Source organism: Marinobacter sp. V34 (genome assembly GCF_055524115.1).
In genome coordinates this window covers 178,062-193,636 of sequence record NZ_JBUPZY010000005.1, presented here as the reverse complement: position 1 = coordinate 193,636, position 15,575 = coordinate 178,062, and the positions used below count along the sequence as shown (strand labels likewise).

General features: G+C 58.5%; 15 protein-coding genes. 4 read left to right on the top strand and 11 right to left on the bottom strand.

The window, feature by feature from the left end; genetic code table 11:
• Positions 1–35: 35 nt before the first annotated feature.
• Both AC0B60_RS10590 and AC0B60_RS10585 read left to right on the top strand, forming a co-directional pair.
• Positions 36–3,785: a DUF1631 family protein gene (locus AC0B60_RS10590; protein WP_465085767.1), complete on the top strand. Its 3,750-nt coding sequence runs from the start codon at positions 36–38 to the stop codon at positions 3,783–3,785.
• Between the two features lie 18 nt (positions 3,786–3,803).
• A complete protein-coding gene (locus AC0B60_RS10585; protein ID WP_421843421.1) occupies positions 3,804–4,670 on the top strand; it encodes a phosphoribulokinase in 867 nt (288 codons plus the stop codon).
• A 6-nt stretch (positions 4,671–4,676) separates the two neighbouring features.
• Here AC0B60_RS10585 and AC0B60_RS10580 read toward each other — a convergent pair whose 3' ends face one another.
• From AC0B60_RS10580 to AC0B60_RS10570, 3 genes are all read right to left on the bottom strand, one after another.
• A complete protein-coding gene (locus tag AC0B60_RS10580; RefSeq protein ID WP_465085766.1) occupies positions 4,677–5,279 on the bottom strand; it encodes an FMN-dependent NADH-azoreductase in 603 nt (200 codons plus the stop codon).
• Between the two features lie 156 nt (positions 5,280–5,435).
• On the bottom strand, positions 5,436–6,227 hold the full coding sequence (gene speD, locus AC0B60_RS10575) for an adenosylmethionine decarboxylase (RefSeq protein ID WP_007153754.1): 792 nt from the start codon (positions 6,225–6,227) through the stop codon (positions 5,436–5,438).
• Between the two features lie 256 nt (positions 6,228–6,483).
• On the bottom strand, positions 6,484–6,906 hold the full coding sequence (locus AC0B60_RS10570; RefSeq protein WP_007153755.1) for an OsmC family protein: 423 nt from the start codon (positions 6,904–6,906) through the stop codon (positions 6,484–6,486).
• A 236-nt stretch (positions 6,907–7,142) separates the two neighbouring features.
• On the opposite strand from AC0B60_RS10570, the gene crp reads away from it, so the two are divergent.
• The gene (gene crp / locus AC0B60_RS10565; RefSeq protein WP_007153756.1) at positions 7,143–7,784 is read left to right on the top strand and encodes a cAMP-activated global transcriptional regulator CRP; all 642 of its coding nucleotides are present in this window, start codon (positions 7,143–7,145) and stop codon (positions 7,782–7,784) included.
• 67 nt (positions 7,785–7,851) lie between these two features.
• On the opposite strand, the gene AC0B60_RS10560 is transcribed toward crp, so the two are convergent.
• The 7 genes from AC0B60_RS10560 to AC0B60_RS10530 all read right to left on the bottom strand — a co-directional run bounded on the left by AC0B60_RS10560 (position 7,852) and on the right by AC0B60_RS10530 (position 13,569).
• Entirely contained in the window at positions 7,852–8,733 is an 882-nt protein-coding gene (locus AC0B60_RS10560; RefSeq protein WP_007153757.1) for an alpha/beta fold hydrolase, read from the bottom strand.
• Positions 8,734–8,829: 96 nt separating this feature from the next.
• Entirely contained in the window at positions 8,830–9,906 is a 1,077-nt protein-coding gene (gene modC / locus AC0B60_RS10555; RefSeq protein ID WP_421843429.1) for a molybdenum ABC transporter ATP-binding protein, read from the bottom strand.
• The gene (gene modB, locus AC0B60_RS10550) at positions 9,903–10,583 is read right to left on the bottom strand and encodes a molybdate ABC transporter permease subunit (RefSeq protein ID WP_007153759.1); all 681 of its coding nucleotides are present in this window, start codon (positions 10,581–10,583) and stop codon (positions 9,903–9,905) included. The genes modC and modB overlap by 4 nt, the downstream gene beginning before the upstream one ends.
• Positions 10,583–11,383 (bottom strand): molybdate ABC transporter substrate-binding protein, encoded by an 801-nt coding sequence (modA, locus tag AC0B60_RS10545; RefSeq protein WP_465085765.1) that lies wholly within the window; start codon positions 11,381–11,383, stop codon positions 10,583–10,585. Before modA ends, modB begins: the two co-directional genes overlap by 1 nt.
• A 23-nt stretch (positions 11,384–11,406) precedes the next feature.
• Positions 11,407–11,565: a hypothetical protein gene (locus AC0B60_RS10540; RefSeq protein ID WP_465085764.1), complete on the bottom strand. Its 159-nt coding sequence runs from the start codon at positions 11,563–11,565 to the stop codon at positions 11,407–11,409.
• Between the two features lie 64 nt (positions 11,566–11,629).
• Complete coding sequence (locus tag AC0B60_RS10535; RefSeq protein WP_465085763.1) at positions 11,630–12,547, bottom strand: alpha/beta fold hydrolase; 918 nt, start codon at positions 12,545–12,547, stop codon at positions 11,630–11,632.
• Positions 12,548–12,645: 98 nt separating this feature from the next.
• Entirely contained in the window at positions 12,646–13,569 is a 924-nt protein-coding gene (locus AC0B60_RS10530; protein ID WP_040474507.1) for a sterol desaturase family protein, read from the bottom strand.
• A 134-nt stretch (positions 13,570–13,703) separates the two neighbouring features.
• On the opposite strand from AC0B60_RS10530, the gene AC0B60_RS10525 reads away from it, so the two are divergent.
• Positions 13,704–14,732 (top strand): helix-turn-helix domain-containing protein, encoded by a 1,029-nt coding sequence (locus tag AC0B60_RS10525; RefSeq protein WP_465085762.1) that lies wholly within the window; start codon positions 13,704–13,706, stop codon positions 14,730–14,732.
• Here the strand turns inward: AC0B60_RS10525 and AC0B60_RS10520 are convergent.
• Positions 14,722–15,459, bottom strand: a complete 738-nt coding sequence (locus AC0B60_RS10520) for a glutathione S-transferase family protein (protein WP_465085761.1) — start codon at positions 15,457–15,459, stop codon at positions 14,722–14,724. The genes AC0B60_RS10525 and AC0B60_RS10520 overlap by 11 nt on opposite strands.
• Between the last annotated feature and the right edge of the window lie 116 nt (positions 15,460–15,575).

Here is a 15,575-nt window from a genome sequence, read left to right as displayed (position 1 = left end):
CGGGTCACTCGGCTTTACCAGATATCAGGTAGTTCATGGATCCGAAAGAACGTCGTTCGAGCCCCCGCCAACCGATTAAACTCGCTGCTCAGCTGGACGTGGGCAGAGGTGACAATCTGCCGTGCCAGATCGCCGATTTTTGCGCGGAAGGCCTGTTTGTACGTTACTCCGGGGAAACGTCCAGAAAACTGGATCAGGTCCTCTCACGGGGCGCCGAGGAACTGGTGGTACGCTTCCGCAGCACTGACGGCCGTAAGCGCCACGAGCTCCATGTGAATATCAGGCGGCGGATAGAGGGGGCAATGGGCGTGAGTTTTACCCGCTCTAATCCGGAAGCGGTCAGCGCCATGCTGGAGCAATGTGGTGCCAACCGTCATCAGGATCGTGCGTCACTACGGGCGCCCAGTGACAAGGTCCAGTTTGTCCTGCATCAATCCGCGAAAGCGGTGATTCAGTACATCGAGCCGTTGATGGATGCCTGTCTTGTGCAGATGACAGCCGCCTTGCGGGACGCTGCCCAGAAGGCCGGTAATGACCAGCAAGCCAATGAATACATGGACGCGTCTGGCCAGCTTCAGGCCCGTCAGCGGATTATCTGGCACCAGATGGCGCGTAGCCTGGAGTCACCACTAAAACCCGCTCCGAAGGGGTTCCCTGGGTCGGAGCTTTCGGTTGTCGACAAGGGTGAGTTCGAAGACTGGCTGACCATCCGGGTCATGGTCACCAAGGCGGATACCCAATATCGGGGTGAATTGCTTCAGTTGAAGTTGCGGCTGGATAAACTGGGTGTTGCCAATTCCACGGGGCACCATAATCCGTTGGGGCCGTCGCTGATCTGTGAGTCCTTCCATGTCGGCCTGAGCCAGCTCAAGGCGGATCGCGAGGTTGAAAAAGTCTGCCTGCGTGTCTTCGAAAAATCGGTGCTGATGCACTTGGGGCCATTATACCGGGAATTGAACAGCATCCTGATCCGCCATGGTGTGCTGCCGGACCTGGATCTCAGCAAGTATCTCAGTGAACAGGCGCCAAAGAAATCCGAGCAGCACGAGGAAAAGCTAGCTCCGCCGCCGGAGACACGGCAACCGGACGACTCTGAAACATCGGTAAAGCAGGCCCCGGAGCAAAAGACCAGCCGGCAGTCATCCCGTAAGTCAGTGACTGAGTTCCGGGGTTATGCCAGCGCCGCCCAGACCGCTTTTGCCACCGTTAAAAACCTACTTGGCACCCTGTCTGCCAGCCGCCTGGCGAGGGGCGACGTTGCTCCGGCTGATTTTGCCCTCGGTGCGAGGGAGCTGTCAGCCGGAGAGTTACAGAAGCAATTGCAGGAGCTCCAGGTACAGGCGGCGACGGTGGCTCCGGACCAGCCTTCTCTCCGCGAACGTGTCGTGGAAAGGGTGAAGGAGAGCGGTGAGCATGCTCTGGGCGAAGAGCAACAGGGCACGCTGGACGTGGTGGACCGCTTCTTCAGCAGTGTGGTGGAAAGCCCGAAACTCAGTGAATACGCCCAGTCACGGATGCGCCAACTGGAAGTGCCGGTGTTGAAAGTGGTGATGCGTGACCCGGAATTCTTCGACGACCAGGAAAGCCCGGTACGCGGTGTGATGAACCGCCTGGCCCAGTTGGGCGTGAAAGGTGGCCGAATCAATCCGGTGGTGCAGCGGCGCATTGATGAGTTGATCCAGCGGATAGCCACAGATTTCGAGCAGGATACCGGGGTGTTCGAGAACGCGGTGCAGGAGCTGGACTCGCTGATTGATCGCCAGAACCTGGTGTATCGCCGCAACGTGGAGCGGGTAACAGCCGCTGCCGAGGGTGCCCAGAAGGTATCTGAATCCAAGAAAGCGGTTGCCCGGGTGCTGGAGCATAAGCTGGCCGGGAAAAAAGTGCCGAAAGCGGTGGTCAGTCTGCTGGATGGCGGCTGGCGAGACCTGCTGTCGCTGACCTGGATACGCCAGGGGGAGGACAGCCCGCTGTGGCAGGATTACCTGTCGGTGATTGATTCGCTGATGACCTTTGCCGAGGACCCTCAAAGCAATATCAACCTGCCAGAGCTGCTGCGGGTGATTCAGGATGGGCTGGCGTCTATTTCCAGCAACCACATGCCTTCCTCCCAGATACGGGACGAACTCAAGCAGTTCCTGGTGCGCGGCCGTGAGAACCCGCCCGAGATGGTGGAAATTCCACCGTCGAAAAGCGAGGACGACAAGCGCCAGGCATTGTCCGAACGAGATCAGCGCAGTCTGCAGCGGTGGATTAACCGGGCCCAGCAACTGCGTACCGGTGACTGGTTGCGGGATCAGGAAAAACCGAATGAACCTCAGTATGTCCGTCTGGTCTGGGTTGCCCGTGGCTTCAGTCGGTTTGTGTTCGTCAATCATCAGGGTATGCGCGTGGTTGAGCTGGAACTTGAGGCGTTGGCCCAGCACATGCGCAAAGGTATTATCGTGCCGGACAACCAGCACGACCGGCCCTTGGTGGATGAGAGCATCGACCGGATGGTGCGTAAGGTCTATGACCAGTTGTCGTGGGCGTCCACCCATGACGAACTGACCGGCTTGCTGGGGCGCCGCGAGTTTGAACGCATGCTGGATCAGCAACTGGCCCGGCGCGAGGACCAGCGGGTTCTGGTGTTGCTGGATCTGCGTCAGTTCCGTTTGCTCAACGACACGGCCGGCTACCAGGCCGGTGATGAGGCTTTGCGCAAGGTTGCTGATGTGCTCCGCAGCCACGTTGGTGATGGCATGCCGCTGGCCCGGTTCTCTGGGAATGAGTTCGCGCTTTTGCTGCCGGCGGAGAATGCCCTGGAAGCGTCCCGTGGGATCGTCTCGGCCATAGAAACCATGGAGTTTGTTTTCGACAGTGGCAGTTACCATCTTTCGGCCAGTGTTGGTCTGGCACCTGAGTTGCCGGCTCTGGCGAACGCCGAGCGTTGGTTGAAAGCGGCCGAGGAAGCCATGAAGTCGGCCAAGAAACGCGGCCATGGCAAGGTGATGGAGTACTCCCTGGATGCGCATGACCATGCACGTCAGGAGCAGATTGCAGCGAAGGTTGCCAGCCTCGGTGATCTCAATGAAGAACGTATGTTGCTGCGTTGCCAGAAGATCATCCCGTTGCACGCGCGTACGTCCATGGCAGCGCAGTATGAGGTTCTCATCAGTATGTATGGTGATGATGGCAACCTTATCACCGGCAAGGATTTTGTCCGCATGGCGGAGCGCTATGATCGCATGCAGGCGGTGGACCGCTGGGTGGTGGGGCATATGCTGGACTGGCTGCGCGACCACGCACCGGATCCGAAGCACATGGGGGGGATTTGCATCAACCTCTCTGGCCACTCGTTGAATGATCAGCAGTTGATGGAGTTTATTTACGACAAGCTGAGCCAGAAAGATGCTCCCATCGAACGATTGTGGTTCGAAATAACCGAGGCGTCCGCGATCAACGACATTCAGGGCATTTCAGAATTCATTGAGGAAATGAAGGAACTGGGGTGCCGTTTCTGCCTCGGGGATTTCGGCAGCGGGCCGACGTCGTTCCAGTTCATGCGCAGCCTGCCGGTGGACCTGATCAAGCTGGACAGCGCTTTCACCAGCCAACTGAATACCAGTGAAACCGATCAGGCCATGGTGAAGTCGATGGTGGATATGGCGCACTACATGAAACGGGAAGTCATCGCCTCACGGGTTGAAACCCGCGCGGTTCTCGATATGCTGACCAGTCTGGGTGTGGATTACGCTCAGGGTTTTGCCATCGAAAAGCCGCGGCTGCTGACCAGCCTGGACTGACTTTCCGGAACTCCTGTTATGTCTAAACGCCACCCGATTATCGCGGTTACCGGCTCTTCCGGCGCTGGAACCACTACGACAGGTGAGATCTTCAGCCGCCTGTTTGCCACCGAGGGGCTGCGGGCCGCCATGGTCAGTGGCGACAGCTTCCATCGCTACAACCGTGAGCAGATGGCCCGCCTTGCGGCCAAGGGGCAGTTTGGTGAACGCAACCATTTTGCCCTGGCGGCGAACCATATCGACAAGCTGGAAGCGCTGTTCTATGACTATGGCCATACCGGCAACGGCCAGTTCCGTCAGTACGTTCATGACGAAGACCGGCGGTTGATTGAGGCCGGCCACAAACCGGGTACCTTTACCCCCTGGGGGCCGCTGGCCGCGGAAACCGATCTTCTGTTTTACGAGGGGCTGCACGGTGGCGTGGTCAGTGATGCCTACAACATTGCCCAGTATGTGGATCTGTTGGTGGGAGTGGTGCCGATCGTCAACCTGGAGTGGATTCAGAAGATTCACCGCGATACCAACAAGCGCGGGTACTCCCAGGACGCCGTCGTTCAGACCATCGTCAACCGTATGGACGATTATGTCCACGATATTGTCCCGCAGTTCGCCCACACCCATGTGAACTTCCAGCGCATTCCGCTGGTCGACACATCCAACCCTTTTGTGGTCCGCGATGTGCCGACAGAAGACGAAAGCCTGATCGTTATCCGCTTTCGAGACCCTTCGGAAGTGGACTTCCCCTACTTGTTGCAGATGATTGGTGGTAGCAGCCTGTCCCGGTACGACACCCTGGTCATTCCCGGAACCAAGCTATCGCTGGCCATGGACCTGACCATGCGCCCGCTGGTGCAGGAACTGATCGCCCACAAGCCCTTTGCCTGAAGGCCTTCAGGCCGTCAGAGTTTCAATGGCTCGTCCAGCCTCTTCCAGGGAACTTTCTTTCTGATTGTCCCCCATGTTGAGACCCTCGGCGTAAACAAAGTGAACGTCCTTAAGGCCGATAAATCCAAGAAAGGAACGAATGAACGGTGTCTGGGAGTCGTTTGGCGTGCCGGCGTATAGGCCGCCGCGCGCTGCCAGGATGTACACCGGCCGATTGTCCAGAAGGCCAACAGGGCCGTTTGCCGTGTATCGGAAAGTGATGCCGGCACGGGCAATGTGGTCGAAATAGGCTTTCAGCACGGACGGTACGCCGAAGTTGTACATCGGTACGCCCATCACAATGACGTCTGCGTCGACAATTTCGCTGATCAGCGAATCTGAATAATTGACTACGTCTTGCTGCGAGCCGTCGCGGTCGTCCGCGCTGGCCAGGAAGGCACCGAACCGTTCGGCATCCAGATGCGGTACCGGCTCCGCGGAGAGATCACGATAAGTGATCTGGATGTCGCCGTAGGTCTGCCGGAGCTGGTCCAGTGTTTGATCGACGAGTCTGGATGACTGGCCGTCCTGACCAAAAATGCTTGCGGTAATAACGAGAATGTTTTTCATGTTCAGAGCCTCTTGGTTTAGTCGAATGCTATGAGGCTATTGAACGGCGTGACGGGAAAAGATGAAATCGGAGAATCTTGGAAAGGTTGTTCAGTTAAATTGATTAAGTTGGCCCGTGCCCCGACAAGGCACAGGCCAACTTTCCTGTGCGCTCTACTACTCGACGTTACGGGAGTAGAAAATCTCCAGCATCTCCCGGCGCAGACGATCCTCGATGGATTGCGCCTCCTGGTGGCCAAGGTCGCTGGCATTGACTCCGAACACATAGTTATCCAGATCGAAATTCTTGAGCATCATCTTGGTGTGGAACAGGTTTTCCTGATACACGTTGACGTCAATCATCTGGTAGGCGTTCTGGGTGTCTTCGGTCAGGTAGTTCTGGATCGAGTTGATGTCGTGGTCGATGTAGTGCTTGGTGCCGTCCACATCGCGGGTAAAGCCGCGTACACGATAGTCCACCGTGACCACATCGGAGTCGAAGCTGTGGATCAGGTAGTTCAGTACTTTCAACGGCGAGATCAAACCACAGGTCGACACATCGATATCCGCACGGAAGGTACTGATGCCTTCGTAGGGGTGGCTCTCCGGGTAGGTATGTACGGTTACGTGGCTTTTGTCCAGGTGGGCCACGATAGCATCCGGCAGAGGGCCTGGTGATTCCTCGTTGTCAGGCTCACCGTTGCTGAGTTCGTGCTCGGCAATCAGCATGGTGACAGAGGCGCCGTGGGGCTCATAGTCCTGGCGGGCAATATTGAGCACGTTGGCACCGATGATCTTGACCACGTCGGTGAGGATCTGGGTCAGGCGTTCGGCATTGTACATCTCATCGATGTAGTCAATGTAGGCTTCACGTTGCTCTTCGGTCTGCGCATAACAGATGTCGTAGATGTTGAAGCTCAGTGATTTGGTCAGGTTATTGAAACCATGTAACTGTAGTTTGGTTTCCATGTTCAGCCCCCCCAATTGTCTGGAGATGAATGTCAGTGGTCATGTCTGTCTGATGCATGCCACCAAGGCCGCCACCGATAACTGACCGGATTGTTTACCTTTTGCGCAGACCGGCGGAGAAGGGTGCGTATTATGCACACCGACCTTCAATTTGGGTAGAGTACGGGGCAACATTCTAGCATCCGTAATAACCGCCGGTCGGCCACAGACTAGCAGGCCTCTGTGACCGTGCTGTGAGAACCTGTTGCTTGCCGGTTCAGGCAGTGTCGCGTATCTCATGGCTGTGAGTGATGGCAACGCCCGCCTTTTCCAGCATGATGGATGCAGAGCAGTATTTCTCGGCCGACAGGCTGACGGCGCGCTTCACCAGATTTTCCTTGAGGTTTTTTCCGGTGACCACGAAATGCAGATGGATACGGGTGAAGACTGCGGGAACGGCGTCGGCCCGCTCCGCTTCGAGTTCGGCATGGCAGGCGGTCACGTCCTGACGGCTTTTCTGCAGAATGCTCATGACGTCAAAGGACGAGCATCCCCCCAGCCCCATCAGCATCATTTCCATGGGGCGTGGCCCCAGGTCCTTGCCGCCATGGTCGGGTGGCCCGTCCATTTGCACCGAGTGGCCGCTGCCGCTGGTTGCCCGGAAGCTGGCGTCGCCGGTCCAGTCAATGGTTGTTTTCATCTGATTTCGCGCTCCGAGTGGGATATAACGTACGATTGGCAGCGATGCTAGCATATTCCCGTTGGCACCAGCAGCCCGCTAAAAGTGGCTCCTTTAATGTGGTCTATACTGTTTCAGGTTGCCGAAACCGGGCCATCTTGTTATAAGTTGCGCTCATAATGAATAAACCCGCAGGGAAAGCAGGGTGAATAAAAACATCGGGATCCCGCCAGTACAAAGGAGGCATGACTCGCACTATGGCCACTATCGTCAAGCCGGTTGAGCAGAAAACCAAGCATCTGGATTATTTTCTTTCGCAATGCCATCGCCGGCGTTACCCTGCCAAAAGCACCATTATTTATGCAGGGGACAAAAGCGATTCCCTGTTTTACATCGTCAAGGGCTCCGTGACCGTCATTATTGAGGACGACGATGGCCGCGAGATGATCATGGCTTACCTGAACGCTGGGGATTTCTTCGGTGAGATGGGGCTGTTCGACAACATGGATTCGCGCAGCGCCTGGGTAAAAGCCAAGACTGAGTGCGAAGTTGCCGAGATCAGCTATACCAAGTTTCGTGAAATCGCCCAGCAGGACCCGAGGGTTCTGTACTTTATCGGCGAGCAGATGGCTTCGCGACTGCGCCAGACCACCCGCAAGGTGGGCGATCTTGCCTTCCTCGACGTCACCGGGCGGGTTGCCCGCACCCTGCTGGATCTGTGCAAGGAACCGGACGCCATGACGCATCCTGATGGCATGCAGATCAAGATCACCCGTCAGGAGATCGGTCGGATCGTTGGTTGCTCCCGGGAGATGGTCGGGCGGGTTCTGAAAACCCTCGAAGATCAGGGCCTGGTGCGAGTCAAGGGCAAGACCATGGTGGTGTACGGTACCCGCTGAGCGCGGTTGTCATCATCCCTTAGAAAGGCCGCTGGAATCAGCGGCCTTTTTCGTTGTCGGGGACAGCTCAGGAATGTGCGGCCACGAACGTGTGAACGGCCCGAGATACAGCTTCGGGTTCTGTCAGTGGCGCCCAATGGGTTGTGTTCAGCTCTTGCAGGGTTAGTTTCCCGGTCCAACGAGCCAGGTGCTCATTCAGTTGAGGGCGTACATAGGCGTCTCTGGTCGGGATGATTACCTGGACCGGGCAGCGGGCCATACGGGACTGCGGTCGCAGCAATCTGGTCAGGAAGTTCGCCCGATAGAGCTTGACCCCATACAGCCCGTCGGATTTCTGGGATGCACTGAACCTGGCATCGGCAATGTGCTCATGATGCTTCAGGTACCCTGGCCAGAGCCTGTCAAGACCGGCTTTCCAGACCATTTCCGGGATTACCGGCACCTGGAACAGAAATACGTACCAGGAGCTTGTGAGTTGCTGGAGTACTTTCGCCGCCCCTGCCAATCCGGGTGTTTCCAGTTGTTTCCTGAGCCAGAAGCCGACGTGATCCAGGCAGGGGCCGGAAATGGAGGTGTAAGAGCGAATGCGATCCCGCAAGGGCTCACCGGTGACGGATTCCCAACTCTGGATTGACCCCCAGTCATGTGCGATCAGGTGGAACTCGCGACCGGGGATCAGGGTGTCGACCACCGCTTGGAGATCGTCGGCCAGCAAGGCGAGGCGGTAATCACGGGTTTTTCGGGGCTTGTCGGACTCGCCGGCACCACGGACATCGTAACGGATCACCAGATACTCCTGGCTCAAGGCGGCGCTGACCTTGTCCCAGACCCGAAGATTGTCCGGGTAACCATGGACCAACACCAACGGCGTGGAGTCGGGATGGCCTTCGGTAACGGCATGGATAGCGAGCCCGCCGCTTCTGACCCAGTGTGTTCGATGGTTGCCCACGATGAATACCTGCCCGGTGGTTGAGAATCAGGTAAGGGTAACCATCCTGGCCCCGCCTTCGGATGGCAAGGCGGGCCAAATACCGGGCCAGAAGTGTCAGTCCACAAGCGCCACGGATTTTATTTGCATCCAAACGTTCTTGCCGGGTGCAAGTGCGAGCTGGTCTACGGCCCGGGTGGTCAGTCTCGATAACAGCGGCGTTGGGCCTGCCAGCAACCTTACAAGGCTGACGCCCGGCGCCACATCCGGATCGACCTGATCGATGATGGCCGGAACCAGATTCTGGATGCTTTGGTCGGAATGTTCGGCCAGTGCGAGACTGATATCCCGCGCCAGGACCTGCACTCGAACCCTGTCTCCGGGGGTCAGCCGGTCATCCTGACGTAACCACAGTTGGCCGCCGTCGAACTGGAACAGCGCCAGATGCCAGCGCGGGTCCAGATGGTCGATCTGCCCTTCCAGAAGAACCCCGGCGTCATCTTCCAGCCGAAAGGGGTTGTTGGTGCGAGCGAGCGTTTCCTGCAGCGGTCCCTGCGCTACCACCCGGCCATCCTCCATCATCACGATGTGGTCAGCCAGGCGGGCGACCTCTGGCGTGGAGTGGGATACGTAGATGATGGGAATTGCGAGGGTGTCCCGCAGCCGTTCCAGGTAGGGCAGGATGTCCTGTTTGCTGGCGCGGTCCAGAGCAGACAGCGGCTCATCCATGAGCAACAGTCGTGGGCTGGTCAGCAGCGCCCGCGCAATCGCGACCCGCTGGCGCTCCCCGCCGGACAATCCGGCAGGCATACGGGCCAGGTGAGATTCCAGGCCAAGCCAGCGAACGGCATCGTCGAATTCGATCTGACGTTCGCTGGCGGGAATGCGACGGTAGCCGAATTCCAGGTTCTTGCGTACGTTCAGGTGGGGGAATAGTTGGGTTTCCTGGAATACGTAGGCCAGGGGGCGCTTGTGTACCGGTCGGAAGAACTCTTCAGTCTGCCAGGGTTCGCCCAGAACGGTCATGGTCCCGGGAGCGTTCTGAAGGCCTGCCATGCAACGAAGCAGCGTGGTCTTGCCGCAACCGGAATGCCCGAACAGGGCGGTAATGCCAGTACTCGGGAGGGTCAGGTCTACGTCCAGGTCGAATCCCGGAAATGCACAACGGAAGCGGGCATGGATGGTGGTGGTCATCTGAGAGCTCCCGCGCGGGCTTTGCCATTAAGCGCGTAGAGGGTCACCAGAACCACAAAGGAGAACACCACCATGCCGGCGGACAGCCAGTGGGCCTGAGCGTACTCAAGGGATTCCACGTGGTCGTAGATGGCCACCGACAACACCTTGGTTTCACCCGGAATGTTGCCACCGATCATCAGGATCACGCCGAACTCACCGATGGTGTGGGCGAAGGTCAGTACGGACGCGGTCAGGAATCCGTTTCTTGCCAGGGGGACAGCGATAAACAGGAAACGCTCCCACGGAGCGGCTCGAAGGGTTGAGGCGGCTTCCATGAACCCTTCGCCCACGGCCTCAAAGGCATTCTGCAAAGGTTGAACGGTGAATGGCAGGGAGTATATGACCGACGCCACCACCAGGCCCTCAAAGGTAAATGGCAACAGGCCAATGCCCAGGGACTGTGTCATCTGGCCAACCCAGCCATCGGGCCCCATCACCAGCAACAGGTAGAAACCGAGAACGGTCGGTGGCAGCACCAGGGGCAAGGCGACGATCGCTGCGACCGGTTGACGCAGCCAGCGCCGGGAGCGGGCCAGCCACCAGGCGATGGGCGTGCCTATAAGCAGAAGCAGCAATGTGGTCGTCGTAGCCAGCCTTAGCGTCAGCCAGACCGGGTCCCAGTAGGTTTCAATCATCAGTCAGCCGTGTCGTAAGCGGGGTCATAACCATGGCCCCGGATGATGGCGATGGCCGTGTTCGATTTCAGGAAGTCCATCCAGGCCAGGGCTGCCTCATTGCTGATTCCCCGGTTCAAAAGAATAGCCTGTTGGTCAATGGGTTGGTAATAGTCCTGGGGCACATTCCATAAGGTGCCTTCCTTGTCGTCCCAGGATGTTACCTGCGACAGGGCCACAAAGCCGGCCTGGGCGTTGCGGCTGACCACAAACTGAAAGGCCTGGGCGATGGAGTCGCCACGAACGAGCTTCGCCTGCAGTGCCTGCCAATGGCCCAAATGTTCCAGAACCTGCTGTGCTGCAAGGCCATAGGGCGCGGTCTTCGGGTTTGCCATAGCCAGCCGTGAGAATGCCTGTTGGGCCAGGTAGCTCTCTGCGTCCCCGAAAGCGCCCGGGGTCGGGCTCCAAAGCACCAGCTTCCCCCGGGCATAGGTGAAGCGGGTATTGGGGACGCCAGCCTGGGCCTTCTCAATAAGCGCCGGCCTGCGTGCATCTGCGGCCATGAACACGTCGAAGGGTGCACCGTTTCTGATCTGGGCGTACAGCTTGCCGGTGGACCCGAAGCTGGCTGAAACCGTGTGGCGGGTCTCGCCTTCAAACTGTTTGGCCAATTCGCGGGTGGTATCGGTGAAATTGGCGGCAACACCGAGGCTGACTTCACCGGCCAGGGCCGGGAGGCTGGCTATTGAGAAAAACAGCAGCGTGGCAATGTATAAGAGAAAGGCTCTTGGCGGATGATCCGTTGACGTGGGTTGGTACATAACCGTTTTCAGTGACTCCAGGTTCAGTTCTGCTTGCGCGCCAACTTAAACATCATCTCGGGAGCGAAACGCTTAACCCAAAGCGCTGCCACTCCCGCGCCGAAGACAGGCCTATCGGCTGCCAAGGCCTCACCCATGCCTGACGAGGCGCCGGTGATCCACACGACTCTGTTGGTAAACATGGGCCTACTCCGATTAGTTGGGTGGCATTGATCTTAGCGCCCCGGGCCGGTCGGCGTCATGTTTTTACGCGCCGGAGTCTGCCTCGGTACGCAGGCAGTCGAGGATGTGGTGCCAGACCTCGTCAACATTGGTTTCATTGACCAGTTCGTGACGGGCGCCGGGAAACAGACGGTCGGAGGCAACGAGCAGACCGGCGCCACGAAGGTCGGCAACATGCCGGTTGAAACCGCGTCCCATCTCGCCAACCGGGTCGCTGTCACCGGCCATCAGATGGATCGGGAGGTCTTTGCGCCATGATTTTGGGTTGATGGTCAGCATGCCACCAATGAAGTCGGACCATAGGCCTGCCGTGCAGGGAAAGCCGCAGAGTGGGTCTCTCAGGTAGCGGTCCACCTGTTGCGTGTCGCGGCTAAGCCAGTCGTGGCTGGTGCGATTGGGGGAGAACGCCTTGTTGAAGGCACCGAAGGTCATGTTGTCGATCAGGCGGCTGTGGTGCCGTTTCCCGCGTAATGTCCGGATAGAGCGGACCAGTGCCAGGGAGGTCCGCAACTTTGGCTTGTCGATACGATTGGTCGCGCAGAGGATCAGTCTGTCGATCTCGTCACCATACTGCTGGGTGAAGGCCTGGGCGATGAACGAACCCATGCTGTGGCCGAACAGCGTTAGCGGGAGGTCGGGGTGTTGCTTTCTGGCGTGGACAACGACTTGCTGCAGGTCGTCCACCACCTTCTGCCAGCCCTTCTGGTCGGCGAAATGGCCAAGATCGGGCTCGGGGCAATGTGGGCCATGGCCTCGATGCTGGATCGCAATCACCGACACCCCCTGTTGGTTCAGCCAGAGCGCCAGAGGCTGGTAGCGAGCTGCATGCTCCGCCATACCGTGGGCAATCACCAGCACGGCCGACGGGGTCTCCGCCGCCCACGACAGCAACGGGATTCGATGGTGATCGGGGCTGTTGATGAAGCTTTCCTGCAGATCCATGTTGGTCGATTCCGGGCGGGTTGTTGGCGTAAACGGGAGTCTAGCCGGAAATCGAGCCTCAATGTGAGACAAAGCCGGAAAATCCGGGTTTTGTGGTGCTAATCGGCGTCCCGGTCCCATTCAGGTGGTTTCCACAGGTGCTTCAGGCGGGATTGCAGGCCACCTGGTCGGGCCATGGCCCGGAACAGGTCCACGTACTCGTGGGTCCACAGCACCAGCAGGTTCCTGGAGTGTACCGGTCGGGTAATGCCGTACTCCGGTGGTGCCTGTTCGTTCTCGGCGACAAAGGTGCCGAACAATCGGTCCCAGACAATCAGGGTGCCACCATAGTTGCGGTCGATATAGCCGGGATTGCGGCCATGGTGAACCCGGTGATGGCTGGGGGTGTTGAACACGGTTTCCACCCAGCCTGGCAGCTTGCCAACCAACGTGGTGTGAATAAAGAACTGGTACACCAGTGACAGGGCATACGCCACGCCGATCCATACCGGATTAAAACCGATCAACGCCAGGGGCAAATAGAACAGCCACATGCCGTTGAAAATATTGGTGGCGTTTTGGCGCATGGCGGTGGAGAAGTTCATGCGCTCGGAGGAATGGTGGACCACATGGGCGGCCCAGAACCAACGTATGCGGTGGCTGGAACGGTGCATCCAGTAAAAACAGAAATCGACCCCAAGAAACGTCAAAAGGCCCGTTGCCCAGTTCAGCTCCAGGTCCAGCAGGCGATGGTGGTAGAGAAACGCGTATACGGGAAAGGCAATCAGGCCCGCGAACAGCAACTCTGTCAGTTGGTAGCCTGCACCCAGGGCAAAATTCCGCAGGGCTTCCGGTACGTCCATGCGCGTGGGGTCGTGGCGAATCCGCAGGTACTCCCACACGGTAACGGCAATAAATACCGGCGTAGCGACAACGAATATCAGTTGTCGTTCGTCCAGTGCCAGCCAGGGGGCGAGGGCGTTCCATAGGGGCAGCAACCCGCTCTCCTCGAGAACCGCCATCATCATGTCCATTAATGCCATGGTGTAACCGTATTGTGATTGTAGGTGTGACTGTATTTTGCGCCGATGGTGACGCCATAAATTGACAATAAACGCCACGAAATTGATGATTAATGCCAACAGTGAATGACGCGGTGTGTGGAGGGCCGTGAACCATGGCCAAGGTAATGCGGGTAACCGGCGCCTGGACGGGACTGCTATCGGACTGGCTTGACCAGGAAGGACTGGATCGAGACGGACTGGAGAATGCCCCGGTCAGGATCGCGCTGGCGCGCTGGGCGTTGGAAGACAACGTACCGGTGCCGGTGTGGCGTGACCTGCTGGCGCAGGGACTGGCTCTGGCACCTCAGCATGCCGCTCCCGAGCTAAAGGTGGGGGCCTGTGTACGCCCGGCTCATGTGGGAGTGCTCGGCTATCTGGTGCTGGCGTCCGACACCCTCGGCGAGGCCATGCTGGCCTACCAGCGCTACGAAACCCTGTTTTATGGTGCCAGCCTGGCGGAAATCGAGGTCGTCGGTGATCACGCGGAAATGCGCTGGCCGCCCTCGGAGAATGAGCTCGGCCAGCAGGCGGACGGCGCTGCAATTGCCGCATTGGTGACCTTTATGCGTCGCCAGATTGATCAGCCCCCTCCGCCCTCGTTAGTGAGTTTTCTGGGTGACGTCAGTGCTGAGGCGGCCAGGGAATACGAACGGTTTTTTGGCTGCCCGGTGACCTGGAACGACAGCCATGTGCGGGTCCGGTTTCCGCTGCATTACCTCAGCCTGCCCATGCCCCGGCGAGACCCGACACTTCGCGAGTTGCTGGACCGGCAGGCCCGTGCCTTGCTGCGGGCGCTGCCGGAGGCATCACAGGCGGGCTCGGGCACCGATCGCCAGCTACAGCAGGTACTGCTGAAACTGCTGTCCGATGGCGAGCCCACCCTGGTGCGTGCGGCCCATGCCATGCATATGTCACCGCGTACGCTGCAGCGGCGCCTGGCCCGGTATCAGTTAAGCTGGCAGCAGTGGCTTGATCGGAACCGGGAACAGCTGGCGCGACAGTACCTGGACGACACCTCCCTGACGCTGACCGACATTGCTCTGTTATTGGGCTTCTCCGAGCAAAGTGCCTTTACCCGGGCCTACCGCCGCTGGACCGGCAATTCACCCGGCCGAGAACGCCGTCAGTGGCTCAGCGATTAGCAGCGTAGATCTTTTCCAGCGTGTGGATCTGTGGCTGCCAATGATCCAGCCAGGCCTGGATGTCTTTAGGGATTTTGGCCGGTTTGGGCCAGGGCACTGGGTATTGGCCGGGCTGGAACATGGGTGCGAACAAGGCTGCCGCGGCGAGGTCGGCGCGGGAGAAACTGTCGCCAGCCAGGTAAGGTTTTTCCTGGTACGCGTCGGCCAGCTCGTTCAGGTAGCGCTCCATGGTTTCCCGCGATTGCGCGGCGGTTTTCTCATTGATCTTCATCCATTTGCGCATAACCTCGTCCACCCGGCTGAAGGCCAGTCTCAGTAGAATCCGATTGTAGAAGGGGGTGCCGGCAGCCAGCATGGGAACAACCACCTTGGGGCGCTGCAGAAAATGGTGGTAGGAGTAACAACGCACGCTGGGGCCGGCCTCGTCGTCCAGCCGCTGCTCCCAGGACAGGGCGGCCTCGCGGGCCTGCGGGTCTGCCGGCGTCAGCGGGTTTTCGGGAAACGTGTCGTCCAGATAGTCGATGATGGCCTTCGATCCCTGAACCCGATGACCGTCATGGTCCAGTACCGGTACCGATGAATCAGCGCCCGTCAGTTTGCGGATGGTGTTGATGTGCTGGCCAGGCAGAAGGCTGATGGCTTCGTAGCTCAGCCCTTTGTGATCCAGGGCCCAGCGAACCTTTTCGCAGTAGTGTGAAATAGCAAACTGGTAGAGTTTTATCGCCATGACGTGGAATGCTCCCGGGTGCTTTGATGGCCTAAGCGTAATGCTTTAAGGCAGGAAATGGTAACGGCTCTGCTTTAAAATCGGCAGTCATCATGGATAATTTGCAACCGTTACAA